Annotated in this window: 28 protein-coding genes and 1 pseudogene; 23 read left to right on the top strand and 6 right to left on the bottom strand. The window is 70.4% G+C overall.

The features are described 5' to 3' along the window. Window positions 1-209: 209 nt before the first annotated feature. The 17 genes and pseudogenes from smc (at window position 210) to GPA03_RS21280 (ending at window position 16,323) form a co-directional block, all read left to right on the top strand. The gene (smc, locus tag GPA03_RS21205; protein ID WP_156254055.1) at window positions 210-3,767 is read left to right on the top strand and encodes a chromosome segregation protein SMC; all 3,558 of its coding nucleotides are present in this window, start codon (window positions 210-212) and stop codon (window positions 3,765-3,767) included. 68 nt (window positions 3,768-3,835) lie between these two features. Continuing rightward, window positions 3,836-4,270, top strand: coding sequence for a hypothetical protein (locus tag GPA03_RS21210; RefSeq protein ID WP_156254056.1), 435 nt, complete (start codon window positions 3,836-3,838; stop codon window positions 4,268-4,270). Window positions 4,271-4,350: 80 nt separating this feature from the next. After that, window positions 4,351-4,650 (top strand): hypothetical protein, encoded by a 300-nt coding sequence (locus GPA03_RS21215; RefSeq protein WP_156254057.1) that lies wholly within the window; start codon window positions 4,351-4,353, stop codon window positions 4,648-4,650. Window positions 4,651-4,746: 96 nt separating this feature from the next. Beyond that, on the top strand, window positions 4,747-5,952 hold the full coding sequence (ftsY, locus tag GPA03_RS21220) for a signal recognition particle-docking protein FtsY (protein ID WP_156254058.1): 1,206 nt from the start codon (window positions 4,747-4,749) through the stop codon (window positions 5,950-5,952). A 154-nt stretch (window positions 5,953-6,106) separates the two neighbouring features. Beyond that, on the top strand, window positions 6,107-7,375 hold the full coding sequence (locus GPA03_RS21225; RefSeq protein WP_156254059.1) for an ammonium transporter: 1,269 nt from the start codon (window positions 6,107-6,109) through the stop codon (window positions 7,373-7,375). Next, window positions 7,372-7,710: a P-II family nitrogen regulator gene (locus GPA03_RS21230; protein WP_156254060.1), complete on the top strand. Its 339-nt coding sequence runs from the start codon at window positions 7,372-7,374 to the stop codon at window positions 7,708-7,710. Before GPA03_RS21225 ends, GPA03_RS21230 begins: the two co-directional genes overlap by 4 nt. Further along, the gene (locus GPA03_RS21235) at window positions 7,700-9,472 is read left to right on the top strand and encodes a [protein-PII] uridylyltransferase family protein (RefSeq protein WP_156254061.1); all 1,773 of its coding nucleotides are present in this window, start codon (window positions 7,700-7,702) and stop codon (window positions 9,470-9,472) included. Before GPA03_RS21230 ends, GPA03_RS21235 begins: the two co-directional genes overlap by 11 nt. Window positions 9,473-9,637: 165 nt before the next feature. Further along, on the top strand, window positions 9,638-11,224 hold the full coding sequence (gene ffh / locus GPA03_RS21240) for a signal recognition particle protein (RefSeq protein WP_156254062.1): 1,587 nt from the start codon (window positions 9,638-9,640) through the stop codon (window positions 11,222-11,224). Window positions 11,225-11,417: 193 nt separating this feature from the next. After that, window positions 11,418-11,912 (top strand): 30S ribosomal protein S16, encoded by a 495-nt coding sequence (gene rpsP / locus GPA03_RS21245; RefSeq protein ID WP_156254063.1) that lies wholly within the window; start codon window positions 11,418-11,420, stop codon window positions 11,910-11,912. Continuing rightward, window positions 11,912-12,151 carry an RNA-binding protein gene (locus GPA03_RS21250; RefSeq protein WP_156254064.1) on the top strand — a complete coding sequence of 80 codons (240 nt, stop codon included), beginning with the start codon at window positions 11,912-11,914 and terminating at the stop codon, window positions 12,149-12,151. The genes rpsP and GPA03_RS21250 overlap by 1 nt, the downstream gene beginning before the upstream one ends. 4 nt (window positions 12,152-12,155) lie before the next feature. After that, on the top strand, window positions 12,156-12,683 hold the full coding sequence (rimM, locus tag GPA03_RS21255; protein WP_156254065.1) for a ribosome maturation factor RimM: 528 nt from the start codon (window positions 12,156-12,158) through the stop codon (window positions 12,681-12,683). A 1-nt stretch (window position 12,684) separates the two neighbouring features. Further along, window positions 12,685-13,473 (top strand): annotated as a pseudogene (gene trmD / locus GPA03_RS22955) (tRNA (guanosine(37)-N1)-methyltransferase TrmD); the annotation flags it as partial. 51 nt (window positions 13,474-13,524) lie between these two features. After that, complete coding sequence (locus tag GPA03_RS22960; RefSeq protein ID WP_241681434.1) at window positions 13,525-13,947, top strand: GNAT family N-acetyltransferase; 423 nt, start codon at window positions 13,525-13,527, stop codon at window positions 13,945-13,947. A gap of 181 nt (window positions 13,948-14,128) precedes the next feature. After that, complete coding sequence (gene rplS / locus GPA03_RS21265; protein ID WP_156254067.1) at window positions 14,129-14,485, top strand: 50S ribosomal protein L19; 357 nt, start codon at window positions 14,129-14,131, stop codon at window positions 14,483-14,485. Window position 14,486: 1 nt separating this feature from the next. Next, window positions 14,487-15,275: a signal peptidase I gene (gene lepB / locus GPA03_RS21270; RefSeq protein ID WP_156254068.1), complete on the top strand. Its 789-nt coding sequence runs from the start codon at window positions 14,487-14,489 to the stop codon at window positions 15,273-15,275. 3 nt (window positions 15,276-15,278) lie between these two features. Further along, a complete protein-coding gene (locus tag GPA03_RS21275; protein ID WP_241681432.1) occupies window positions 15,279-16,010 on the top strand; it encodes a ribonuclease HII in 732 nt (243 codons plus the stop codon). A gap of 7 nt (window positions 16,011-16,017) precedes the next feature. After that, window positions 16,018-16,323 carry a DUF2469 domain-containing protein gene (locus GPA03_RS21280; RefSeq protein ID WP_156221151.1) on the top strand — a complete coding sequence of 102 codons (306 nt, stop codon included), beginning with the start codon at window positions 16,018-16,020 and terminating at the stop codon, window positions 16,321-16,323. Between the two features lies 1 nt (window position 16,324). Here GPA03_RS21280 and GPA03_RS21285 read toward each other — a convergent pair whose 3' ends face one another. Further along, window positions 16,325-16,831: a hypothetical protein gene (locus GPA03_RS21285; protein WP_156254069.1), complete on the bottom strand. Its 507-nt coding sequence runs from the start codon at window positions 16,829-16,831 to the stop codon at window positions 16,325-16,327. Between the two features lie 342 nt (window positions 16,832-17,173). Here GPA03_RS21285 and GPA03_RS21290 point away from each other — a divergent pair, with 342 nt between their 5' ends. Both GPA03_RS21290 and GPA03_RS21295 read left to right on the top strand, forming a co-directional pair. Next, window positions 17,174-17,530: a YraN family protein gene (locus GPA03_RS21290; protein WP_156254070.1), complete on the top strand. Its 357-nt coding sequence runs from the start codon at window positions 17,174-17,176 to the stop codon at window positions 17,528-17,530. Next, on the top strand, window positions 17,530-17,919 hold the full coding sequence (locus GPA03_RS21295) for a magnesium chelatase domain-containing protein (protein WP_156254071.1): 390 nt from the start codon (window positions 17,530-17,532) through the stop codon (window positions 17,917-17,919). Before GPA03_RS21290 ends, GPA03_RS21295 begins: the two co-directional genes overlap by 1 nt. On the opposite strand, the gene GPA03_RS21300 is transcribed toward GPA03_RS21295, so the two are convergent. Beyond that, complete coding sequence (locus GPA03_RS21300) at window positions 17,916-18,797, bottom strand: hypothetical protein (protein WP_156254072.1); 882 nt, start codon at window positions 18,795-18,797, stop codon at window positions 17,916-17,918. The genes GPA03_RS21295 and GPA03_RS21300 overlap by 4 nt on opposite strands. A gap of 53 nt (window positions 18,798-18,850) precedes the next feature. Further along, entirely contained in the window at window positions 18,851-19,585 is a 735-nt protein-coding gene (locus GPA03_RS21305) for a hypothetical protein (protein WP_156254073.1), read from the bottom strand. Window positions 19,586-19,974: 389 nt separating this feature from the next. On the opposite strand from GPA03_RS21305, the gene GPA03_RS21310 reads away from it, so the two are divergent. Together GPA03_RS21310 and GPA03_RS22730 are read left to right on the top strand one after the other, a co-directional pair. Further along, window positions 19,975-20,223: a hypothetical protein gene (locus GPA03_RS21310; RefSeq protein WP_156254074.1), complete on the top strand. Its 249-nt coding sequence runs from the start codon at window positions 19,975-19,977 to the stop codon at window positions 20,221-20,223. Between the two features lie 9 nt (window positions 20,224-20,232). Then, on the top strand, window positions 20,233-20,811 hold the full coding sequence (locus tag GPA03_RS22730) for a DUF2510 domain-containing protein (RefSeq protein ID WP_206673679.1): 579 nt from the start codon (window positions 20,233-20,235) through the stop codon (window positions 20,809-20,811). A 377-nt stretch (window positions 20,812-21,188) separates the two neighbouring features. On the opposite strand, the gene GPA03_RS21320 is transcribed toward GPA03_RS22730, so the two are convergent. From GPA03_RS21320 to GPA03_RS21330, 3 genes are all read right to left on the bottom strand, one after another. Beyond that, a complete protein-coding gene (locus GPA03_RS21320; RefSeq protein ID WP_156254075.1) occupies window positions 21,189-21,416 on the bottom strand; it encodes a hypothetical protein in 228 nt (75 codons plus the stop codon). Next, a complete protein-coding gene (locus GPA03_RS21325; RefSeq protein ID WP_156254076.1) occupies window positions 21,413-21,676 on the bottom strand; it encodes a hypothetical protein in 264 nt (87 codons plus the stop codon). The genes GPA03_RS21320 and GPA03_RS21325 overlap by 4 nt, the downstream gene beginning before the upstream one ends. Window positions 21,677-21,776: 100 nt before the next feature. Continuing rightward, window positions 21,777-22,385 carry a hypothetical protein gene (locus GPA03_RS21330; protein ID WP_156254077.1) on the bottom strand — a complete coding sequence of 203 codons (609 nt, stop codon included), beginning with the start codon at window positions 22,383-22,385 and terminating at the stop codon, window positions 21,777-21,779. A gap of 430 nt (window positions 22,386-22,815) precedes the next feature. Between GPA03_RS21330 and GPA03_RS21335 the strand changes: the two genes are divergently transcribed. Both GPA03_RS21335 and GPA03_RS21340 read left to right on the top strand, forming a co-directional pair. Then, window positions 22,816-23,172: a YraN family protein gene (locus GPA03_RS21335; protein WP_156254070.1), complete on the top strand. Its 357-nt coding sequence runs from the start codon at window positions 22,816-22,818 to the stop codon at window positions 23,170-23,172. After that, window positions 23,172-23,375 (top strand): magnesium chelatase domain-containing protein (locus GPA03_RS21340; protein ID WP_277755266.1); only part of this gene is annotated, 204 nt, incomplete at its 3' end. The genes GPA03_RS21335 and GPA03_RS21340, both read left to right, overlap by 1 nt.

Consider the following 23,375-nt stretch of genomic DNA (forward strand, 5'->3'; position numbering starts at 1 on the left):
GCTCAGCGATGAGGACCTGATCGGCATCACGCCCGCGGGCGTCGTCCCGGTACTTGACCTCGCCGTCGAACTCGATGTGCAGCCAGCGACCCGACGACCGACCCTTCCTGGGCCACGAGGGCGGGTGCCGGCGGTGCGCGGCGGGGTACCGCGGGCGCCATGGTGTGGTGATGGCCGGAACTGGGCGTGGCGCCGTCTAGGCTAACCGGGTGCACCTGAAGACGTTGACGCTGCGCGGCTTCAAGTCGTTCGCGTCCGCGACGACGCTGCACCTCGAGCCCGGGATCACCTGCGTGGTGGGACCGAACGGATCGGGGAAGTCGAACGTCGTCGACGCGCTCGCCTGGGTGATGGGCGAGCAGGGTGCCAAGACGCTGCGCGGCGGCGCGATGGCCGACGTAATCTTCGCCGGCACCTCCTCCCGCCCGCCGCTGGGCCGCGCCGAGGTGTCGCTGACGATCGACAACACCGACGGCGCGCTGCCGATCGACTACACCGAGGTCACGATCTCGCGCACGCTGTTCCGCAACGGCGGCAGCGAGTACGCGATCAACGGCACCTCCTGCCGGCTCCTCGACATCCAGGACCTCCTGAGCGACACCGGCATGGGTCGCGAGATGCACGTGATCGTGGGCCAGGGTCGCCTCGACACCGTGCTCCAGGCCAGTCCCGAGGAACGGCGTCACTTCATCGAGGAGGCCGCCGGCGTCCTCAAGCACCGCAAGCGCAAGGAGAAGGCGCTCCGCAAGCTCGAGGCCATGGCCGGCAACCTCGCGCGCGTCACCGACCTGACCGGCGAGATCCGCCGTCAGCTCGGACCGCTGGCACGGCAGGCCGAGGTTGCGCGCCGCGCGCAGGTGGTCCAGGTCGACCTCCGTGACGCCAAGGCCCGCCTGCTGGCCGACGACCTCGTGCAGCTGACGGCGACCCTCGCCCAGGAGCAGGCCGACGAGACGGCGCTGCGCACCCGCCGAGGCGAGGTCGAGACCGCTCAGGAGCAGGCCCGTGCCCGGCTCACCGAGCTCGAGGCCGCCGCCGCGAAGGCCGCGCCGGCGCTCAGCGAGGCCTCCGACACCTTCTACCGCCTCTCGAGCCTGCGCGAGCGCCTCCGCGGCACCGCGAGCCTTGCCGCCGAACGCTGCCGGCTGCTGGGCGCACCGACCGCTGAGAACGAGGGCGGCCGTGACCCGGACGCCCTCGACGACCAGGCCAAGCGCGCTCGCGGCGAGGAGGCCGATCTCGCCCAGGAGGCCGAGCGGGCGCAGGCGGACCTGCAGGCCGCCGTCGTCGAGCGTCAACATCACGAGGAGGCCGCACGCGAGGCCGAGAAGGCGCTCGCAGCCGTGCACCGTGGCGTGGCCGATCGCCGGGAAGGGCTCGCACGCCTCACCGGCCAGGTCGCGGCACGGCGCAGCCGCCTCGAGGGTACCGAGTCCGAGCTCACCCGGCTCCGGGCCGATCTCGACGCCGCCATCGAGCGCGCCCGCACCGCGCAGTCCGACTTCTCGGCGCTCGAGCAGCAGGTCGTCGGCTCGCAAGAGGGCGAGGAAGGGCTCGACGCCGCTCACGAGGAGGCGCTCGAGAAGCAGGAGGCCGCCGACGCGGAGGTGAACCGCCTCGTCGAGGCCGAGCGCGCAGCCGACGGCGATCGTGCCACCTGGACGGCCCGCCGGGACGCGCTCACGCTCTCCCTCGCTCGCAAGGACGCGACCGGTGCGCTGCTCGAGGCCGAGGAGCTGCCCGGCATCTCCGCGACGCTCGCCGATCATGTCCGCGTCGAGCCGGGGTACGAGACCGCCCTCGCCGCTGCGCTCGGCACGCACGCCGATGCCGCGCTCGCGAGCGGCGTCGGCGACGCCGTGGACGCCCTTCGTTTCGTCCGTGCCCACGAGGCGGGTCAGGCCCGCCTGGTCATCGCCTCGGAAGGTGAGGTCGACGGCGGGCCCGGGGACCCGCCGTCGGGCGCTGCCTGGGCGGTGGGGCTGGTCAGTGGCGATCCCAGCGTGACGGGCACGCTCGCGCGGCTGCTGGCCGGCGTCGTGGTGGTCGAGGACCTCGCCGCGGCCCGGGCTGCGGTGGCCGAGGCCGACGTCGTCGCGGTCACCCGCGAGGGTGACGTGCTCTCCAGGACCGAGGTGCGTGGGGGCAGCTCCGGCGGGCCCAGCGTGCTCGAGCTGCACGCCGCGCACGACGAGGCCGAGACCGAGCTCGCGGCGGCCACCGCTCGCGGGGAGCAGGCGCGGTTCGCTCTCGGTCCCGCGCGCGAGGCCCAGGCGGCCGCGCGCCAGGAGGTCGAGCGGACGCTGTCCGCGCTGCACGCCTCGGACGCCGAGCTGGCGGCCGTCGCCGAGCGGCTGGGCCAGCTCGGTTCCGCCACGCGCGCCACGAACGCCGAGATCGAACGCATCAAGCCTGCCATCGAGGCAGCCGAGAAGGAGCGCGAGACCTACGGCGCGGAGCTGAGCGAGCTCGTCGAACGGCTCGAGATCGCCCAGCGGGAGCCCGAGCAGGCCGAGGGCGACCTCGAGGGTGCGACCGCCGCGCGGGAGGCGACCGCTGCTGCCGCTACCCAGGCGAGACAGACCGAGACCGATGCCCGGTTGGTGCTGCGCACCGTCGAGGAGCGGGTCCGCCACGTGCGCGGCCGCGCCGAGTCGCTCGAGCGTGCCGCCGCGGCCGAGCGCCACGCCCGCAAGGTCGCGCAGGAGCGCGCCGAGCGTCGTGCGCGGCAGGCGGAGATCGCCGACCGGGTACGGGCCGGTGCGGAGCGTGCGCTCGCCTCGCTCGACACCTCGCTCTCGTTGGCGCACCGTCACCGCGAACGTGCGGAGGCCGAGCGCAGCAGCCGCGACACCGAGATCGCCGAGGTCCGCACGCTGCTCGACGGGCTGGGCAAGGAGCACGCCGAGCTCACCGACGTGGTGCACAAGGACGAGGTCGCACGAGCCCAGCAGCAGCTGCGGATCGAGCAGCTGCAGCAGCGCTCGATCGAGGAGCTCGGTACCGATCCCGAGGTGCTCGTCGAGGAGTTCGGGCCGCACCAGCTGGTGCCGCACGTGCCGCAGCCCGGCGACGACCCGGACGTGCCGCTGCCCGAGCCCCGGCCCTACGTGCGCGAGGAGCAGCAGAAGCGCCTCCGCTCCGCCGAGCGCGCGCTCAACCAGCTGGGCAGGGTCAACCCGCTCGCGCTCGAGGAGCACGCGGCGCTCGAGGAGCGGCACCGCTTCCTCACCGAGCAGCTCGCCGACCTCAAGAAGTCCCGCGCCGACCTCGAGGAGATCATCCGGGAGATCGACGAACGGGTGGAGAAGGTGTTCACCGAGGCGTACGCCGACACTGCCCGAGAGTTCGAGGGCGTCTTCAGCCGGCTGTTCCCCGGCGGCGAGGGTCGGCTGCTGCTGACCAACCCGGACGACATGCTCACCACCGGCATCGAGGTCGAGGCCCGACCGCCCGGCAAGAAGGTCAAGCGACTCTCGCTGCTGTCCGGTGGCGAGCGCTCCCTCACCGCGGTCGCGCTGCTCGTCGCGATCTTCAAGGCGCGCCCCAGCCCGTTCTACGTGATGGACGAGGTCGAGGCGGCCCTCGACGACGTCAACCTCGGCCGCCTGCTCGACATCTTCCGCGAGCTCCAGGAGGACTCGCAGCTGATCGTCGTCACCCACCAGAAGCGCACCATGGAGATCGGGGACGCCCTCTACGGCGTCACCATGCGTGGCGACGGCGTCACGACGGTAATCAGCCAGCGGCTGCAGGAAGCGGTCTGACGCCGTTGGCACGGCTCGGCTACTACGTCGATGTCGATGTCGACGATCGGGCGGGTGTCGTCGCCGTCGTGGGTGCCCTCATCGATGTCGTCGAGGCTGCCGTGAAGGTTGCCTGGGTCGATGCCTACTCCGACTATCGCCGATCGCTTCCCCAGCAGGTTGCTGGCGCGGAGGAGCTGCTGCGCACTCGCGGTGCGATGCGCCGACGCAGTGATCCGGGGATGGCGATCGAGATCAAACCAGGGGATGGCGAGGGTTGGCACCTGCTCCGCACCTATGGGGCGTGGTCGATCCACATGGAACTCGAGTTGAACGGGCCTGGTCGTCCCACGGCGACGTGTCACGACTGCGGGTTGTCGATCACCGCCGATCTGACGGAGGCCGAGGCGGCGTGCCTGGCAGCAAAGCTCCCGGCGGGCGCCACGCTCCACCGACTGGCGGCACCACCTCCACACCGCCAAGGCGGCCACTGGCTCGGTCGAGTCAGTGGCGGGGAGGACTGATCAGCGGCCCGGGTGACGATTGCGTGAAGACTCGGCGAGCCCCAGGTGTTTCCCAGGTACGCGGGTGATACTCGACTGCTGTGAACCCCTTGATCGTGTCAGGAATCGCCGTGGTGCTGGCCCTCGTGGTCGTCGCGGTGCTGGTTCGCCGCCACATCCCCGACTCCGGCCTCGGGCGGTGGCTGCGGGACTCGTTCGGATCCGTGAAGGCCGGCGAGGAGATCCGGTCGATGCGGGAGGAGTCCGCTCGGCTCGCCGAGCCGGCCGCCGAGACCGGTGACATCCGGGTCAGCCAGATCCTCGACCTCGCCGAGCCGGGCAACGCCTACCACCGGCCGGTCGATCTCCGCGAGGTCGTCAGCGGCCGCTCCAAGCGCTGACGCACCTGCGCTGACCCGCTTCCGCGCCCCTGAGCCTCCTCGAATCGCGAAGGGCGTGGGGGCCGGGGACTGCTGGGCCTGCGGCACACTGGTGTCGTGGAAACGCCAGACATCATCATCGCCGCTGTCGCGGCCGTCGTGGTCCTCGCCGGCGGCGGGTTCGCGCTGTTCCGAGGCCGATCGCGTGGCGGTTCGGCGCCGACGCTCAAGGAGCCGCCGGTCCGTCCGGGCGGGGCGAGCGAGGCGGGGGAGCCCGACGACGGCGGGGTCACCACCCAGGAACGGCCCACCGAGGGTGAGGCACAGGACCAGGCCGGCTCCGCCGTCGTCGAGGAGACACCGGCGCAGCCGGTCCTCGAGAAGCCCGAGTCTGCGGCGGGGCGGCTCGTCCGGCTGCGCGAACGGCTCTCCCGGTCGGGTGCGCTCGGGCGCACGATTCTGGGGTTGCTCTCGCGCGACAAGCTGAGCACCGCCGACTGGGAGGAGATCGAGGAGTCGCTGCTGATGGCGGACCTCGGCACCGGACCCACGGACGAGCTGCTCGAGGCGCTGCGCACCCGCACCCAGGTGGAGGGCACCTCCGAGCCGGGCGCCGCGCGTGAGCTTCTTCGCTCCGAGCTGCTCAAGCTCGTGGACCCGGACATGGACCGCCGCATCGCGGCCAGCCCGGTGCTGGGCGACGACGGCCAGCCGCACCCCGCCACGATCCTCATGGTCGGCGTCAACGGCACCGGGAAGACCACGACGGTCGGCAAGCTCGCACGGTTGCTCGTGGCCGAGGACAAGGACGTCGTGCTCGGCGCCGCCGACACCTTTCGCGCCGCTGCCGCGGATCAGCTCGCCACCTGGGGCGAGCGCGTGGGTGTGCCCGTGGTCCGCTCCGACCGCGACGGCGCCGACCCGGCCGCCGTCGCCTTCGACGCGGTCAAGGCGGGGCGCGAGAACGGTGCCGACGTGGTGATCGTCGACACCGCCGGCCGGCTCCAGAACAAGGCCGGTCTCATGGACGAGCTGGGCAAGATCAAGCGCGTCATCGCCAAGCAGGCGCCCGTGCAGGAGGTGCTGCTGGTGCTCGACGCCACCACGGGTCAGAACGGCATGCGGCAGGCGCAGGTGTTCGCCGAGGTCGTCGACGTCACCGGGATCGTGCTGACCAAGCTCGACGGAACCGCCAAGGGCGGGATCGTCGTCGCCGTCCAGCGTGAGCTCGGGGTCCCGGTGAAGCTGGTCGGGCTGGGGGAGGGTCCCGACGACCTCGCGCCGTTCGACGCTGCCTCGTTCGTGGACGCCATCGTCTCGTGATGTGGACAATCCGCTAAGTACGAAACACACCGTTCACGCGGTGGCGGATTCCGTCACACGCCAGTAACAGCGGCGGCGCCCGAGAGAAATCCGCCTGCTCGACGCTTTTCCTATCCCGGCCCCCTCCACCGCGTCGGGTTCGAAAGGCGGATTGATGGAAGAGGTAGTCCTCAACTTCGGGTCCACAGCATGGATGCTCGTCAGTGCATCTCTCGTGCTGCTGATGACCCCTGGGCTGGCGTTGTTCTACGGCGGGATGAGTCGTGGCAAGTCCGTCCTCAACATGATGATGATGAGTTTCGGCGCCCTCGCCGTGGTCGGTGTCATCTACGTTCTCTGGGGCTGGTCGATGTCCTACGGCGAGTCCGTCGGTGGCATCGTCGGAAACCCGTTCGATCAGTTCGGTCTGGCCGGCACGATCTACGACGAGGCCGGTGAGTTCGCGCTCGACGGCTTCGGGGTCCCCCTGATCGTCGGGGTCGGATTCCAGGCGACGTTCGCGATCATCACGGTCGCGCTGATCTCCGGCGCGATCGCCGATCGCGTCAAGTTCTCCACCTGGATGGTGTTCGCCGGGATCTGGGCGACGCTCTGCTACTTCCCGATGGCGCACATGGTCTGGGCGTTGCCCGCCGGTCTGCTCTCGATCGACGGCCCGCTCGCAACAGCGATCGGGACCAATCCGATCGACTTCGCCGGCGGCACGGTCGTCCACATCAACGCCGGCATGGCTGGTCTGGTGCTCGCCCTCGTCGTCGGCAAGCGCAAGGGCTTCGGCAAGGAGCCGATGAAGCCCAACAGCCTGCCGCTCGTGATGCTGGGCGCTGCCCTGCTGTGGTTCGGATGGTTCGGGTTCAACGGCGGTTCGGCCTTCGAGGCCAACGGCCTGGCGGGCTTGGCCTGGGTCAACACGACCGTCGCCACCTGCGCTGCCGTGCTCGGATGGCTCGTCGCCGAGAAGATCAGGAACGGCAAGGCGACCTCGCTGGGCGCTGCGTCGGGCGTCGTCGCTGGGCTGGTGGCGATCACTCCGGCTGCTGGCGCGCTGTCACCCGTGACCTCGATCATCCTCGGGGCCATCGCCGGTGCGGCCTGTGCCCTCGCGGTGAGCCTCAAGTACAAGCTGGGCTTCGACGACTCCCTGGACGTCGTCGGCGTGCACCTCGTCGCAGGCCTCATCGGCACCGTGGCGATCGGCTTCCTGGCCACCGACACCGGTCTGTTCTTCGGTGGTGGGGCTGGTCAGCTCGTCGTCCAGGTGATCATCGCGCTCGTTGCGGTTGTCTTCACCGGGATCGTCACCACGGTGATCGCTCTCGCGCTCAAGGCGACCATGGGGTGGCGCATCCCGGAAGAGGATGAGGTCACCGGTATCGACCAGACCGTTCACGCCGAGCGCGCCTACGAGGGGATCGCGTCATGAAGCTCATCACCGCAGTGATCCAGCCCCACAAGCTGGACGAGGTCAAGGCCGCTCTGGAAGCGGCCGGAGTCCGGGGCCTCACGGTCTCCGAGGCCAGCGGCTACGGTCGCCAGAAGGGTCACACCGAGGTCTACCGCGGTGCGGAGTACACGGTCGACCTGGTGCCGAAGGTCCGCGTGGAGGTGCTCGTCGAGGACGAGGACGCGACCACCCTCACCGGGGTGCTCGTCAGCGCCGCCCAGACCGGCAAGATCGGCGACGGCAAGGTGTGGGTCAGCTCGGTCGACCAGGTGATCCGCGTCCGTACCGGGGCCTCCGGACCCGATGCCCTCTGAGTCTGACGCGCCGACCACGAAGGCCCCGCGACAGCCGCTGCGGGGCCTTCGTGCCGCTCGGCTGGAGCTCTCGCGGTCGAGGGGCGAGATCTCCGACGGCGTCGCGCGCCGGCTCGCGCTGGCTCATCTGGTCGACACGGCCCTTCTCGAGCTCTGGGACGAGGCGGCCGGGAAGTCCGGTGTCGACGTCGGCTCCGGGGTGGCGCTCGCGGCGGTCGGCTCGCACGGCCGGCGCGACGCCGGGCCGACGTCCGATCTCGATCTGATGCTCGTCCATGACGGGCAGACCCACAGCAGCGAGGACATCGCCTCGCTCGCGAACGCGCTCTGGTACCCGATCTGGGATGCCGGGCTCGATCTCGACCACTCAGTGCGGACGTTGGCCCAGTGCCGCGGCGTGGCATCGGCGGATCTGCCTGCCGCCGTCGGGCTCCTCGACGTCAGGCTCGTGGCCGGCGACGAGACCGTGCTGCACCGGGCGCGCTCGGCCGTGCTCGCGGACTGGCGCTCCGCCGCCCGCCGCCGCCTGCCCGAGCTGCTGACCTCCACCAAGGTGCGGGCCGAGCGGCACGGCGAGCTCGCGTACCTGATCGAGCCAGACCTGAAGGAAGCGCGGGGAGGGATCAGGGACGCCGTCGTGCTGTGGGCGCTCACGGCCACCTGGCTGACCGACCGGCCGCACGGCACGGTCGATCGTGCCTACGCGCACCTGCTCGACGTGCGGGACGCTCTGGCAGCGGCGACCGGCCGCCACACGAACCGGCTGCTGCGTGTGCACCAGCGCGAGGTCGCCGAGGCGATGGGTCAGGACGATCCCGATGACCTGCTGGCCTCGATCGCCGAGTCCGCCCGCACGATCTCGCACGCGCTCGACACCACGGTCCGGCACGCCCGGCAGGCACTGCGCCGCCCCTCGCTGTCGCTACGGCCCGCCTTGGTGCGGGGCCGCCGGACGGCTCCGCGGCTGCGGTCGGTCGCGGACAACCTCGTGGAGCACGACGGCGAGCTGGTGCTGGGGATCGATGCCCGGCCGGAGGCCGACCCCGAGCTCGCGCTGCGCGCCGCCGCGGCGGCCGCCCGGACGCGGCTGCCGCTGTCGCCGGTGACGATCGCGTCGCTGCAGCGCACTCCGGAGCTCCCGGTGCCCTGGAGCGCGACCGCCCGCGATCACCTGCTGACCTTGATGCGCAGCGGCGAGGCCCAGGTGCCGATCTGGGAGGCACTCGACCTGGCCGGCGTGGTGACGCGGTGGCTGCCGGAGTGGGCGGCGGTGCGGAACCGACCGCAGCACTCACCCGTGCACATCTACACGGTCGACCGGCACCTCGTGCAGACGGTCGCGAACGTGCACGAAGCGCCCCGCTCGTTGGTGCTGCGGGACGTGCTGCTGTGGGCAGCGCTGCTGCACGACATCGGCAAGATCGCCGGCGCGGAGAACCACTCCGAGGTTGGCGTTGAACGTGCGCGCCCGCTCCTGGAACGGGTGGGACTCACGCATGAGGAGCAGCACGACGTGCTGCTGCTCATCCAGCACCACCTCCTGCTGGCCGAGACCGCCACGAGCGAGGACCCGCATGACCCGGCGGTCCTCGAACGTGTCGCCGTGCTGCTCGAGCGTCGCCCCGACCTGGTGCGCGCGCTGCGCCACCTCACGGAGGCCGACGCGAAGGCCGCCGGGCCGAAGGCCTGGACGGCCTGGCGTGCCCGCCTCGTCGACACGCTCACGCGCAACGTGCTCGACCATCTCGGAGCGAGCCGCTGAGCTGCCGATTGAGCCGGTGCCCCCGCGCTGAGTGCGCACATCGACGGTCAGTGCGCACCGGGCACCGTGCGCACTCACCGCCGATGTGCGCACTCGCGGTGCGGGGCCGATGCTGCCGCCCCAGTTATCCTGGCTGGCAGACCATCGACGACAAGGACCGCCTGCGTGTTCGCTTCACTCTCCGATCGCCTGACAGCGACGTTCAAGAACCTGCGCGGCAAGGGTCGCCTGTCCGAGGCTGACGTCGACAAGACGGTCTCGGAGATCCGCCGGGCCCTGCTCGACGCCGACGTCGCCGTCCCCGCCGTCCGCGCCTTCACCACCGCGGTGCGGGAGCGCGCGAGCTCGGCCGAGGTGTCCGAGGCACTGAACCCGTCGCAGCAGGTCCTCAAGATCGTCAACGAGCAGCTGATCGAGATCCTCGGCGGCGAGGCTCGCGAGCTGTTCTTCGCCAAGCGCCCGCCGACGGTCATCATGCTCGCCGGCCTGCAGGGTGCCGGTAAGACCACGCTCGCAGGCAAGCTCGGCAAGTGGCTGCGCGAGCAGGGGCACACCCCGCTGCTCGTCGCGTCCGACCTGCAGCGCCCGAACGCGGTCACCCAGCTCCAGGTGGTCGGCGGCCAGGCGGGCGTGCCCGTGTGGGCGCCCGAGCCCGGCAACGGCGTCGGCAACCCGGTGCAGGTGGCGCGCTCCGGCGTCGAGCACGCGCGTGAGCAGTATTACGACGTGGTCGTGGTCGACACCGCCGGCCGTCTCGGTGTCGACGCCGAGATGATGCAGCAGGCGCGCGACATCCGCGACGCCACGCAGCCCGACGAGATCCTCTTCGTCGTCGACGCGATGATCGGTCAGGACGCGGTCACCACGGCCGAGGCGTTCCGCGACGGCGTCGGCTTCACCGGCGTGGTGCTGTCCAAGCTCGACGGCGATGCTCGCGGTGGTGCGGCCCTCTCGATCCGGACCGTGACCGGTCAGCCGGTGCTCTTCGCCTCCACCGGCGAGAAGCTCACCGACTTCGAGCGCTTCCACCCCGACCGGATGGCCTCGCGCATCCTCGACATGGGTGACCTCCTCACCCTGATCGAGCAGGCCGAGAAGGCGTTCGACGAGAAGCAGGCCGCCGAGATGGGCCGCAAGCTCTCCGGCGAGGACGACTTCACGCTGCAGGACTTCATGGACTACATGCGCCAGCTCAAGCAGCTGGGCTCCATGAAGAAGATGCTCGGGATGATCCCCGGCATGGGCCAGATGCGCGAGCAGCTGGAGAACTTCGACGAGCGCGAGGTCGACCGCGTCGAGGCGATGATCAACTCGATGACCCCGGCCGAGCGCGCCAACCCGAAGATCATCAACGGCTCGCGCCGCTCCCGCATCGCCCGCGGCTCCGGGTCCACCGTCAGCGACATCAACGGGCTGCTCGAGCGGTTCGACCAGGCGAAGACCATGATGCGGTCGATGGCTCGCGGCGGCGGCCGCGGCGTGCCGGGGATGGGTGGCATGCCTGGCATGGGCGGCCTGCCCGGCGGCGGCAAGAAGAGCAAGGGCCGCATGGCACCGCCGAAGCGCACCAAGAAGGGCAAGTCCGGCAACCCCGCCAAGCGGGCGCAGCAGGAGCGCGAGGCCGCCGAGCGCGCCGCGACGGCGAGCCAGGGCCAGCCGGGCTCGGCGTTCGGGCTGCAGCAGGATGCCGACCAGATCGACCCCAGCTCGCTGCAGCTTCCCGCCGGCTTCGACAAGATGTTCGGCCGCTGAGGCGCACACCACCTTCCAGCGGGTCCCGCCGTGTCGTCCCGCACGGCCACCTCGTGGCAGAATGGCCCGCTGAACCCGCTCGTCCCGGCCCTCTCACCGGTGCCAGCGTGTCCACCGGGCCCTGCAGCCGCCGAGTCCCAACCGGCGCAGCGCGCGGGCCCAACCCATCTGAACCCCAGGAGTGAGCCAGAACGTGGCTGTCAAGATTCGTCTCAAGCGCTTCGGCAAGACCCATGCGCCCTACTACCGTGTCGTCGTCGCCGACTCGCGCACCAAGCGCGATGGTCGAGTGATCGAGGAGATCGGCAAGTACCACCCCACCGAGGAGCCCTCGCTCATCGACATCGATGGCGAGCGTGCGAAGTACTGGCTCGGTGTCGGCGCCCAGCCGACCGAGCAGGTCCTCGCGCTCCTCAAGGTCACCGGTGACTGGCAGACCTTCAAGGGTCTGCCCGGCGCCGAGGGCACCCTCAAGACCGCTGCGCCCAAGACCGCTGCCGCTGACGCCGTGGCGGCCGCCGAGGCCGAGGCCGAGCTCAAGAAGGCCGCCGCCTCGGAGGCGAAGGCCGCTGCCGAGGCCGAGGCGAAGGCCGAGGCTGCTGCCGCGGCAGCGCCGGCTGAGGCCGAGGCCCCCGCCGAGGACACCGAGGCTGCAGCCGAGGCTCCCGCCGAGGACGAGAACGCCTGATGCTGGCTGACGCGCTCGAGCACCTCGTGCGGGGCATCGTGGACAACCCCGACGACGTCGAGGTCAGCACCCGCACGCTCCGGCGTGGCGAGCTGCTGGAGGTCCGCGTGAACCCGTCCGACCTCGGGCGCGTCATCGGCCGCAACGGCCGTACCGCACGCGCGCTCCGCACCGTGATCGACGCGCTCTCGCGCTCCGGTCCGGTGCGGGTCGACGTCGTGGACACCGACCGCCGCTGACGCGATGACCGAACCCGCCCAGGTCCGGGTGGCCACGCTCGGCGCGGCCCATGGCCTGAAGGGCGATGTGCGGCTCCGGCTGCACACCGACAACCCTGCTGCCCGGCTCGTCCCGGGGGCCCGGTTCACGACCGACCCCTGGGAGGCCGGCCCGCTGGAGCTGGTCGCCGTCGTCGAGCACAGCGGCTCCACCTACGCCCGGTTCGCCGGGCACACCGACCGCACCGCAGCGGAAGCCCTTCGCGGGATCGTGCTCCTCGCCGATCCGGAGGACGAAGAGGACGCCTGGTACCCAGAGCAGCTCGCGGGCCTGGAGGCTCGTCGACCCGACGGCACGGTGATCGGCACCGTGACGGGCGTCCAGCACCTGCCTGCGCACGATGTGCTGCTCCTGAGAGAGCCCGACGGCGCACGCACCCTGATCCCGTTCGTCACCGCGATCGTCCCGACCGTGGACGTCCCGGGCGGGTTCGTCGTCGTCGACCCACCGGCCGGCCTGCTGGCGGCGGACGCCGACGCAGCCGAGGAGTGACGTGAGCGCGCGGATCGACGTCGTCTCGATCTTCCCGGACTACCTCGCGCCGCTCGAGCTCTCGCTGGTCGGCAAGGCACGGCAGCGCGGGATCGTCGACATCGCCGTGCACGACCTGCGCGACTGGACCACGGATCGCCACCGCACGGTCGACGACACCCCGTTCGGGGGTGGCGCCGGTATGGTCATGCGCCCCGATGTCTGGGGTGACGCCCTCGACGAGGTGCTCCAGGCGGGTCCAGACGGCGGAGCCGCCCCGGGCGGTCGGGTGCTGCTGGTCCCCACCCCGGCCGGGCAACCGTTCACGCAGCGCACCGCCGAGGAGCTCGCCGGGGTGCTCGCCGACGGCGGCCAGGTCGCGATCGCCTGCGGCCGGTACGAAGGCATCGACTCCCGGATCACCGAGCACTACGCCGCCCGCCACGACGTGCAGGTGCGGGAGGTCTCGATCGGCGACTACGTGCTCAACGGTGGCGAGGTCGCCGCTCTCGTGGTGATCGAGGCGGTCGTCCGGCTGCTGCCTGGCGTTCTCGGCAACGCGGCCTCGGTGATCGAGGAGTCCCACGGCACCGACGGCCTGCTCGAGCACCCCAGCTACACCCAACCACCCACGTGGCGCGATCTCGAGGTGCCCGAGATCCTGCGCTCAGGCGACCATGGGCGGATCGCGCGCTGGCGCCGCGAGCGTGCGGTCGAGCGGACCGCCCAGGTGCGCCCCGACCTGCTCGCCACCCACCCCGTGACCGTGCGCGCTGCCCGCAGGGGCGATGCCGAGGTGCTCGCCGAGCTGGCAGCCGCGACCTTCCGCCTCGCGTGCCCACCGGACATGTCCGAGGAGGACATGGCCGCGTACGTGCAGGAGCACCTGACGCTCGAACGGTTCCGTGGCTATCTCAAGGACGGGCGCAGGTGGCTGCTCGTCGCCGAGGTGGTGGGCGCCGTCGTCGGCTACACCATGAGCATCATGGGGGAGCCGACCGACCCCGAGATCGCGGCAGCGGTCCCCACCCGACCCACCGCCGAGCTCAGCAAGTTCTACGTGCGCGCCGCCCTGCACCGCAGCGGCGCGGCGTCGGCACTGATGGAAGCCACGCTGGCGATGGCGCGTGAGCGCGGGCTGCCTGGCATCTGGCTCGGCGTCAACGGCCAGAACGAGCGTGCCAGACGGTTCTACGGCAAGCACGGCTTCGAGCGGGTCGGCGGGCGCACGTTCACGGTCGGCAGCCGGCGCGAGAGCGACGACGTGATGTACCGCACGCTCTGAGCGTCTCGATCACGAGCAGGTCCGGCCGTGTGGCAGACTTGCCCGGTCATCCGAGCGCTTGCCAGCTCTGCCACAGGGGAGCGGCACGAACGCGCATCGGAGCAAACCTCAGACTCGGCGGCCGCTAGCTCGGCCGCCCGATATTCGCGGGTGACCTGTGGCAGTCGTGGGAAGGCACATCATGCAGAAGCTGGACGCTGTCGACGCCGCCTCGTTGCGGGAGGTCCCGGAGTTTCGCGCCGGAGACACCCTCAAGGTCGGCGTGAACATCATCGAAGGTAGCCGCAGCCGTATCCAGGTGTTCCAGGGCGTCGTGATCGGCCGTTCGGGCCACGGCGTGCGTGAGACCTTCACGATCCGCAAGGTGTCGTTCGGCGTGGGTGTCGAGCGGACCTTCCCGCTGCACTCGCCCACGGTCGACCACATCGAGGTCGTGACCCGTGGTGCCGTGCGGCGCGCCAAGCTGTACTACCTGCGTGGTCGCAGCGGCAAGGCCGCCAAGATCCGCGAGCGCCGCGAGACCACGCCCGCCAGCTGAGGTGAGCGATCGCGCGGTCGGTGAGGACGCCGAAGACGTCGAGCACGTCGACGTCGAGAGCTCCGACGACCGCGAGCCCACCGACGGTGAGCAGAGCTCCGAGGAACGCGACGACGGGCCGGCCAAGCGCCGGAACCCCGTCGTCGCGTTCCTGCGTGAGGTCGTCATCGTGCTGGTCTCGGCGCTGGCGATCTCGCTCGTCCTCAAGACCTTCCTGATCCAGCCGTTCTTCATCCCGAGCGTCTCGATGGAGACGACCCTGGATGTCGGCGACAGGATCGTCGTCAACAAGCTCGCCCCCGGGCCCTTCGACATCGAGCGCGGTGACGTGGTCGTGTTCCTCGACCCGGGTGAGTGGCTCGCCGGTGAGCCGGTTCCTGAGCTCAGCCCGGTGGAGCGCGCGTTGACCTGGGTGGGGCTGCTGCCCGAGAACGCGGGGCAGCACCTCGTGAAGCGGGTCATCGGCGTGCCGGGCGACCACGTCGTCTGCTGCGACGACAGCGGCCGGTTGCTGGTCAACGGCGTGCCCATCGAGGAGCCGTACGTGATCGACGGCGCCGTCCCGAGCCAGAAGCCGTTCGACGTCGAGGTGCCCGAGGGGCACCTGTGGGTGATGGGCGACAACCGGCCGCAGTCGGCCGACTCGCGGTACCACCTCGACGGCCCGAGCGGCGGTTTCGTGCCAATCGAGAACGTCGTGGGTAGGGTGTTCGTGATCCTGTGGCCGTTCGAGCACATCACGTGGCTCCAGCGGCCCGACGACACCTTCCGCAACGTTCCGGACTCGTGAGCCTTGGTTAGTAAGCCCCCGTCCCGTCGGCTGGAGCGCGAGCTGCTCGCGAGCGGTCACCGGTTCGTCGCGGGCATGGACGAGGTCGGCCGCGGTGCGCTCGCGGGCCCGGTCAGCGTCGGGGTCGTGGTGGTCGACGAGACCACCGGGCGCACCCCCGCGCGGCTGCGGGACTCGAAGCTTCTCCGGCCGGCTGCCCGGGAGCGGCTCTGCGGGCCGATCAGGCGCTGGGCGGTGGCGAGCGCCGTCGGGCACTCCTCACCCGAGGAGATCGACCGCTACGGGATCATCGCCGCGCTCCGGATGGCGGGGACCCGCGCGCTCACGGCCGTGAGCGCGGCCGGAGTGCTACCGGACGTCGTCGTGCTCGACGGCAACCACGACTGGCTGACCCACCCGCCGCACCTGCCCCCGCTCCCGGTTCTCGCGCCCTCGTTGCCCGTGATCACGCGGATCAAGGGCGACCTCACCGTGACGGCGATCGCCGCGGCCAGCGTGCTGGCCAAGACCGAGCGCGACGCGATGATGATCGAGCTGGACCAGCAGCAGCCCGCGTACGGCTGGGCGGGCAACAAGGGCTACTCCGCTCCCGAGCACGCCGCCGCGTTGCGTGAGCTCGGGCCCTGCGAGCTGCACCGCAGGAGCTGGTCGCTGCCGCAGTCCGAGGACTACCTCACCGAGGCCTTCGAGCTCGATCTCGACGGCGGAGCCGCGGTCGGGGCGGAAGGGGCATGATGGTCCTGTGAGTGCTGAGGACCTCGAGAACTACGAGACCGACGCCGAGCTCGCCCTCTATCGGGAGTATCGGGACGTCGTCGGGCTGTTCTCCTACGTGGTGGAGACCGAGCGACGCTTCTACCTGGCGAACCAGGTGGACCTGCAGGTGCGTTCGGCCGGTGGCGAGGTGTTCTTCGAGCTGACGCTGAACGATGCGTGGGTGTGGGACGTGTACCGGTCCGCCCGTTTCGTCAAGACCGTGCGCGTCGTGACGTTCAAGGATGTCAACGTCGAGGAGCTCGCCAAGGCCGAGCTGGAGATGCCGCAGTAGCTCAGCGCAGCGGCAGGTGGGCGCCGTTGCGGCGTGCCACCTCCTGGATCGCCCACGCGATCGCGCCGGCCACGATGCCGATCACGGCGCCCGTGGCCAGGCTGCTGAGACCGGACGCACCACGCAGGAGGATCTCCTCGGTGGCGGGGGACCAGGCGCCCGCGAGGCTGCCCGCGAGCCGAGGCGGTGACCCCGCCCAGGTCGTCGACCAGGCGAGGTTGTGCACGGTGCCCACCACCAGGCCGTAACCGACCCCGGTGGCCACGAGCGTGCTGAACGCGCGGCGCGAGGCGAGCACGGCGACGACGACCCAGACGACCAGCGGGCCGAGCGAGAGCACGCTGTTCGCCGGGGAACCGGGAGCGACGGCGCTCAAGTCGTGCGCGATCACCCGCGGGAGCGCCAGTGCGACGAGCGCGACGACGGCAGCCAGAGGGACCCCGAGCTTGGACGGGGCATGCGGCGGCGGGGCCACGTCCCGGTCCTGTGAGAGCGCTGTCGACGTCATGCTTCGACGCTACGAGGGGGAGTCCTCGCCCGCCATGCGGGGGTCCGCCGAGATCGGCGGGGGACAACCCCCAAGCCGTCGGCATGCCGCGGCCGGCGGAGACCCGCACGTGCTGGCGCCGTTGCGGAAGCCCACCTGTGGTCGATTCCGCCACGGGGAGTGACTGGTGCCGTTGCGCGGGCCGACGCGTGGTCGCTTTCGCAACGCCGAGCGGCGCGGGACAAGCGTGCAGCGTGTCCCTATCCACAGGTGCGCGCAGATGCGCCGTCGTCCACAGCACCCCTGCCGGTCCCGAGCGCGGGTGGGGTGGGGTTCGCGATGGTTCCGGGTGGAGGTGGTCGCATGGCTGCGAAGGACAGGGTGGGTCGCACGGGGGAGGAGCTCGCGCGGAGCTGGCTGGAGCGCAATGGGATGGAGATCCTCGACGCGAACTGGCGGTGCCCGGTGGGTGAGCTCGACATCGTGGCGCTCGATGGCGACGAGCTCGCTTTCGTCGAGGTCAAGACGAGGACGTCGACGGCGTTCGGTCATCCGGCCGAGTCGATCACCCGGGCGAAGCTCGCCCGGTTGCGGCGGTTGGCCGGCTCGTGGCTGGAGGCGCACGAGGTGCATGCCTCGGGGATGCGGATCGATGTGGTGGCGATCCTGCAGCGCCGTGGGGAGCCGCCGTTGATCGAGCACGTGCCGGGGGTGGGGTGATGGGTCTGGGTCGCACCTTCGGGGTGTCGCTGGTCGGGCTCGAGGGCAACGTGGTGGAGGTGGAGGCACAGCTGGCGTCGGGGCTGCCGTCGTTCCGGATCGTGGGGCTGCCGGACACCTCGCTCGGCGAGGCACGTGAGCGGGTGCGGGCGGCGGTCTCCTCCTGCGGTCTGGCGTGGCCGATGCGCCGGGTCACCGTGGGTATTAACGTCTACGCCACGACACGCCGTGCACGCGACACGTGCTCGGCTGCTGCGCTCGCTCGCTCGCTCGCTCGCGCTGCTGCTCGCCGCCATGTCGTGCCCTGGGGGTGGACCCTCCCCCAGCTCCTCGCCGTCGGACCGGTCCGCATAGCGCGTGCCTTCGGCCGACACCTGAAACATCCCTAGGCGTCGGACGTGTCGGCGTCCTCTCCGGGCTGCGAGTTCGCCGTGGTAGGCGGTTCGTCGGCAGCCACTAGGTCGTGCCTGATTCCGGAGAGTGGCTCAACCGTTGCCGCCTCACTCCAGAGGCTCTCGATCTGCTCCGCCAGGGCAGCAGACGCCCTCTGGGGGAGCGGGACCACGACGCTGAGATGCCGCCCAACCCCCGTCAAGGAAGTTCCAAGTAGCGTCACCAAGCCGGCGGCATCAATCGCGCCGCGATCGTGAAGTGCGTCGTCATCGCAGATACGAACTTCAATCTGCCGGTCCGGATTCGCAGCTAGGGCTGCGCCGAGGTAATGGGGTAACAGTTGTTGCTGCTCTTTGCGCTCGCGCCCCGGTCGCGCGGTCCGAAGCAATACGCGAGTGATCGACGTGGATGTAGCGAGCCAGTTGAGCATGTCGTGCTTGAAGAACGGATCGAAGAGCATGCCTTCGCGGGCGGCCGCCACCGCGGCAGTGACGGTCACGGTCGCCATCGGATCGTCTGGTGCGAGCACTGTGACGGTGTCCGGCTGTGCTTCGCTCCACTGATCTACAGTGTCGGGATCAGCGAGCAGTGCCCTGCCGTAACGCGTGATGACCAGTCCGCCCTTGAGGCGTTTCACCAGCCCGAGCTGCCATAGGTAGTTCGACACTCCCTCGCCAGGCTCGGTCCTTACCCAGCGGCCCATGGAGCGGAAGTACTCGAGACTGTTCATGTCGACTTCGCGCGCTGCGCGGGGTGATGGAGTGCTGGCGAAGAGGTCTAGAAACTCCGCTGGCAGCCTCTCCCCACCGTTATTGATCTGTCGCAGGTAACGCAGGGCGCGTAGTACGTGGGTCTCGATCGGGCTGTCGTCCATCGCAGTATCCTGCCCGAGCGGGCGGCGTACCGCATCGGACGCTCCACTGCCGATTACGGGTATCGCAACGCATCCTGGCGCCGTGGCGGATCACCAGCAGCCGGTGGATTCACTTCGTATCCTTGCTCCCGCAAGGCGCGAGCTGCGACGTCGGGTCCGTCGTACGCCGCGGCAGCGATCTGTCCGAGCCGCCAAGCCTCACGGGAATCCGCCAACACCCGTTCCCAGCCATCTTCCCGGTCGATGCCGTACTCCTCGATCAGCATCTGGAGTACGTCCTCCAGGATTGGGCGGAACCTGTCTCCGCCCACCGGGAAGTGGATGTCGTCTTGGCGTGGCACAGCCCCACGATCGAACTCCTGCTTACGCCGTCGTGCGCGCCGGGACGCATCGCCCGCCTCGTACTGCAGTGCTCCCATGTCTCCCGTCGCGCTCTCGTGAATCTGGACATGTGCGGCGGGCAGCCGACGAAGGTGGTTTTCCGGCTCGTAGTCGTACCGGACAAGCGGTCGAGGGTTCTCACCGTAGAGCAGTCGAATCTTGGAGCGCCTGATGCGCAGATACTGCCGCGTGCTGTTCCATTCGCAGTAGTACACGGCCTCCAGTGTTAGCCAGGGCTGGCCGTCGCAGCAGAGCGAGAGGCCGCGGTCAGGTTGTTGCGACACCGTCAGGTTGCTACGTACCTGCTGGACGCGAAACGGTGAGCATCCTTGGCCGAGTGCACCTTGCACGGTCGCCGTGAGCTCGGTCGCGAACCTCTGTGCCGCTTCCTCGAGAGTCGCGGTCACGCGCCGGTGAGCAGGAAGGTCAACCTCTCGTACTCCAGCGCGAGTGCACGCGTGTCTGCGTCGAGCTCGTAGCGAGCAGCCCGGCCAAGCAGGTCGTCCGCTGACATCTGGACACTGTCGAGAATCTCAGCCCGCCGGGATTCTGCCTCAGATTCGGTGAGTCGTTCGATAGTGACCATGATCGTCCCTTCGTTGCCTGTGAACCGATACTCGTGCATTCGTTCGGATCTCGTCAGCGTGTCGCACGGTGTGTCGCTCAGTTTCGTCGTGAGTGGATCTTCTCCCGTACCACCGACATCGCTCCTGCGCCTCGATCGCTCCACGCATCGGCGCACATCTGTTCGACTAGGTGGGTGACGGGCGAGGGACGCAATTCAGACAAGGTGCCGATGCACTCGCGAGCCATCTCGCTGCCGCCGTCGGCAATCGGGCAGCCCGTGCGGCCGCTCGAGCCACCCGTGCCGGTGCGCGTGTGGATCGTGCGCGCGCGCCACGGCTGGGTGCGGCTGGAAGGTGTCGCGACGGCGTACACACCAGTGGCCGGCCACGTGCGATACGTCGACGAGCACGGCGCTGAGGACGTCGCGTGGGTGTGGGCGGGCGCGCTCGAGCGACGTCGACGACCTTCAGGTCGCTAGGGTGCCGCCATGGGGAGCGATGCAGCGAGCACGGCGAAGGCGGCGAGACGAGAGGCGGAGCGGTTAACCGCCACGGGGGATCCGTCTGAGGCACGCCGAGTCCTGGCCAACGCGATCCGGGATCTTCGCGAACTCAAGCGGCAGATCAACGAGCGGCAGCGAGAAATCCGAGCTGAGGCGAGTGCCGCGAGGCAGCGGAACTCCGGGTCTGGCCAGGTGGTTGGCGCGTTCATGGGCAGCAAGGCTCGTGGCGCGATGGCCCGGAGCCGCGCTGCTGCCGGGCGTGCGATCGCTGAGAAGCAAGCCAAGATGATGCGTCCGCTGGATGCGCAGAAGGCTGAGATCGACGGCCTGGTCGCCGATCTCGACCGGCAGCGCGCCAGGATCGCCGATGGTGCAGCGAGAGCAAAGGCGAAGCCCGCACCGGCGCAAGTCACTACATCGCCCCCCAGGACGCCGCCGCCGCCCCAAACTCCTCCGCAGTGGTCAGCCGATCCGATGGGACGACATCAGCATCGCTACTGGGACGGGTCACGGTGGACTGAGCATGTCTCTGACAACGGTGTTACGGCGATCGACCCCTTCTAGTGCCGCTCAGGCTTACCATCCGGGCATGGACGACAGAGACACCTGGTGGAGCCACCAGCGCCCCGCTGTGCGCAGCGTGCTCGGCCTTCTCCTGGTTGTCGTGATCGCTCTTGTGGCGATGGGGATCGTGCAGAGCACTGTCTAGTACGTGGCGGCTTCACCACCACCCCTCTGCACGGCCGAGCGTGTCGAGGTCGACACTACGGCGTAGCCATTCGGGGTTGAACTCGCCGGTGACCAACGCGAGTCGGATCTCACGCTCGGCGTCGGGGCGGAGCTCGGCAGGGTGGGAGGCCGCCCACGCCGCTGCTGTCTCCTCGGTCAGCTGCGTGGCAGCGGAAGCAGCGTCTCGGGCAGGGCGGCTCGGCGTGCGCGTATCAGTACCCCTCAAGTAACTCGGATTGGACGTCTGCCCACGCCTTGGCCGCGTTGGCAGGCACCGTCCTGTGGCCGGCGAGCTTCTGCTGCCACCACGCGAACACGATCTCCTCGGCCGCCACCCGCAACGGCCCGGCCGGGTGAGCGTCTGCCCACGCGAGCAGCGTCGGCAGCGTCAACGCCTCGACCGGCTCGGGCAGATAGCGGAGCAGTGGCAGCGCGGTCACGATCCCACCGCCCCGCGGATGCCATAGCTGCCGCGGGCGCCGCCGCGGCGCGGTGGTTGGCTGAGGTCGCCCTCATCGCCGGACGGCAACCGCAGGCTCGCCGGCAGCCGGATGAGCGTGATGCCCTGCTGGCGCGCCTCCACGAACAACGGTTGCGCGACCTGGTCACCGCGGGCGTTGGCGACAGTCAGTGACGCGTTCTGCGCCGCTTCGGCGAGTTGGTCGAGCCGGTCGGTCACCCGGCGCGCCTCGATGAGCACCAGCCGCTCATGCTCGTCGAGCTCGTAGTCCGTGAGTACGGCCCGCCACAGCGCCGCCCTCCCGCCGCGAGCCCCTTGGGCGCGGCGGGTGCCCTGGTGGTCATGACGCTTCCGCCGGCGGCGCGGCGATGGACTCACGGTGCCGAACCCAGGCCGGCCATTCGGGGCGGCCGCTACCGGGCGGCAGCGCCGCGTTGAGGAAACGCTCTTCGGGCATGGTCCATCCCCGCGTGTAGTCCGTGGGCGAGAACGGCACCTCGTCGGCGCGCTCGGTGTAGTACAGCTCGGCGGAGATCGTCGATGGCAGACCCATGCGGGCATCCGCCCGCGCGGCCTCAAACATCTCAGCGCGGGCGCTGTAGGACGCCCCACGGGTGATCGCGGGACGTCCGAGATTGGCACCGGTGAGGCGGTCGCGATGGATCTCGAGCTCGTCGAGCGCGCGCTGCAGCGACTCCGGGAGCGACTGACCGACCGCTACCTCATCCTCGAGCCGTACTCCCTGGGCTGCCTTGCGATTGCGCAGCGCCGCCGCGACGGTGACCATCGCTGAGATCTCGCGCTGGGCGGCCGCAACGGCCGTCACCGCCTTGTCGTGACGCTCGGGGAGCTTGGACTCCTCGGTGTCGAGCCAGCTCGCCACGGCGGGTCCGTGGGCGGTCTCGTAGGCCGCGCGAGCCTTCCGGGCGACCGCGAGCTTGGCCTCCACGACGCCTGCGGCGAGGATCTTCGCTCGTCGAGCGATGGCAGCTTGCCGACCTTCGGCGCTTCGCCCTTGGCGACGGCTTCGGCGACTCGCCGGATCGCCGCCCGCTCGGCGTTCGCGTGGCCGCTGTCGACCGACATGGCATCGACGATCGCCTCGTCGACGTCGTCGACAGCGCTGAGCGCCGTGTGCGCGAGCTCCTGCAGCTCGGTGATAGGGCTGTCGGGGTCGTGCCACGACGCAACGAACCCACGGCCGTGGCGGCCAATTGGGTGGGAATCGTTGGGGGCCAACCCCCGGGTGCCGGTGCGTGACGTGCGCACGGGCAGGTTGTCCACAGGTGCGCGCAGATGCGCCGTCGTCCACAGCACCCCTGCCGGTCCCGAGCGCGGGTGGGGTGGGGTTCGCGATGGTTCCGGGTGGAGGTGGTCGCATGGCTGCGAAGGACAGGGTGGGTCGCACGGGGGAGGAGCTCGCGCGGAGCTGGCTGGAGCGCAATGGGATGGAGATCCTCGACGCGAACTGGCGGTGCCCGGTGGGTGAGCTCGACATCGTGGCGCTCGATGGCGACGAGCTCGCTTTCGTCGAGGTCAAGACGAGGACGTCGACGGCGTTCGGTCATCCGGCCGAGTCGATCACCCGGGCGAAGCTCGCCCGGTTGCGGCGGTTGGCCGGCTCGTGGCTGGAGGCGCACGAGGTGCATGCCTCGGGGATGCGGATCGATGTGGTGGCGATCCTGCAGCGCCGTGGGGAGCCGCCGTTGATCGAGCACGTGCCGGGGGTGGGGTGATGGGTCTGGGTCGCACCTTCGGGGTGTCGCTGGTCGGGCTCGAGGGCAACGTGGTGGAGGTGGAGGCACAGCTGGCGTCGGGGCTGCCGTCGTTCCGGATCGTGGGGCTGCCGGACACCTCGCTCGGCGAGGCACGTGAGCGGGTGCGGGCGGCGGTCTCCTCCTGCGGTCTGGCGTGGCCGATGCGCCGGGTCACCGTGGGT

Source organism: Pseudactinotalea terrae (assembly GCF_009733845.1).
GTDB lineage: Bacteria > Actinomycetota > Actinomycetes > Actinomycetales > Beutenbergiaceae > Pseudactinotalea > Pseudactinotalea terrae.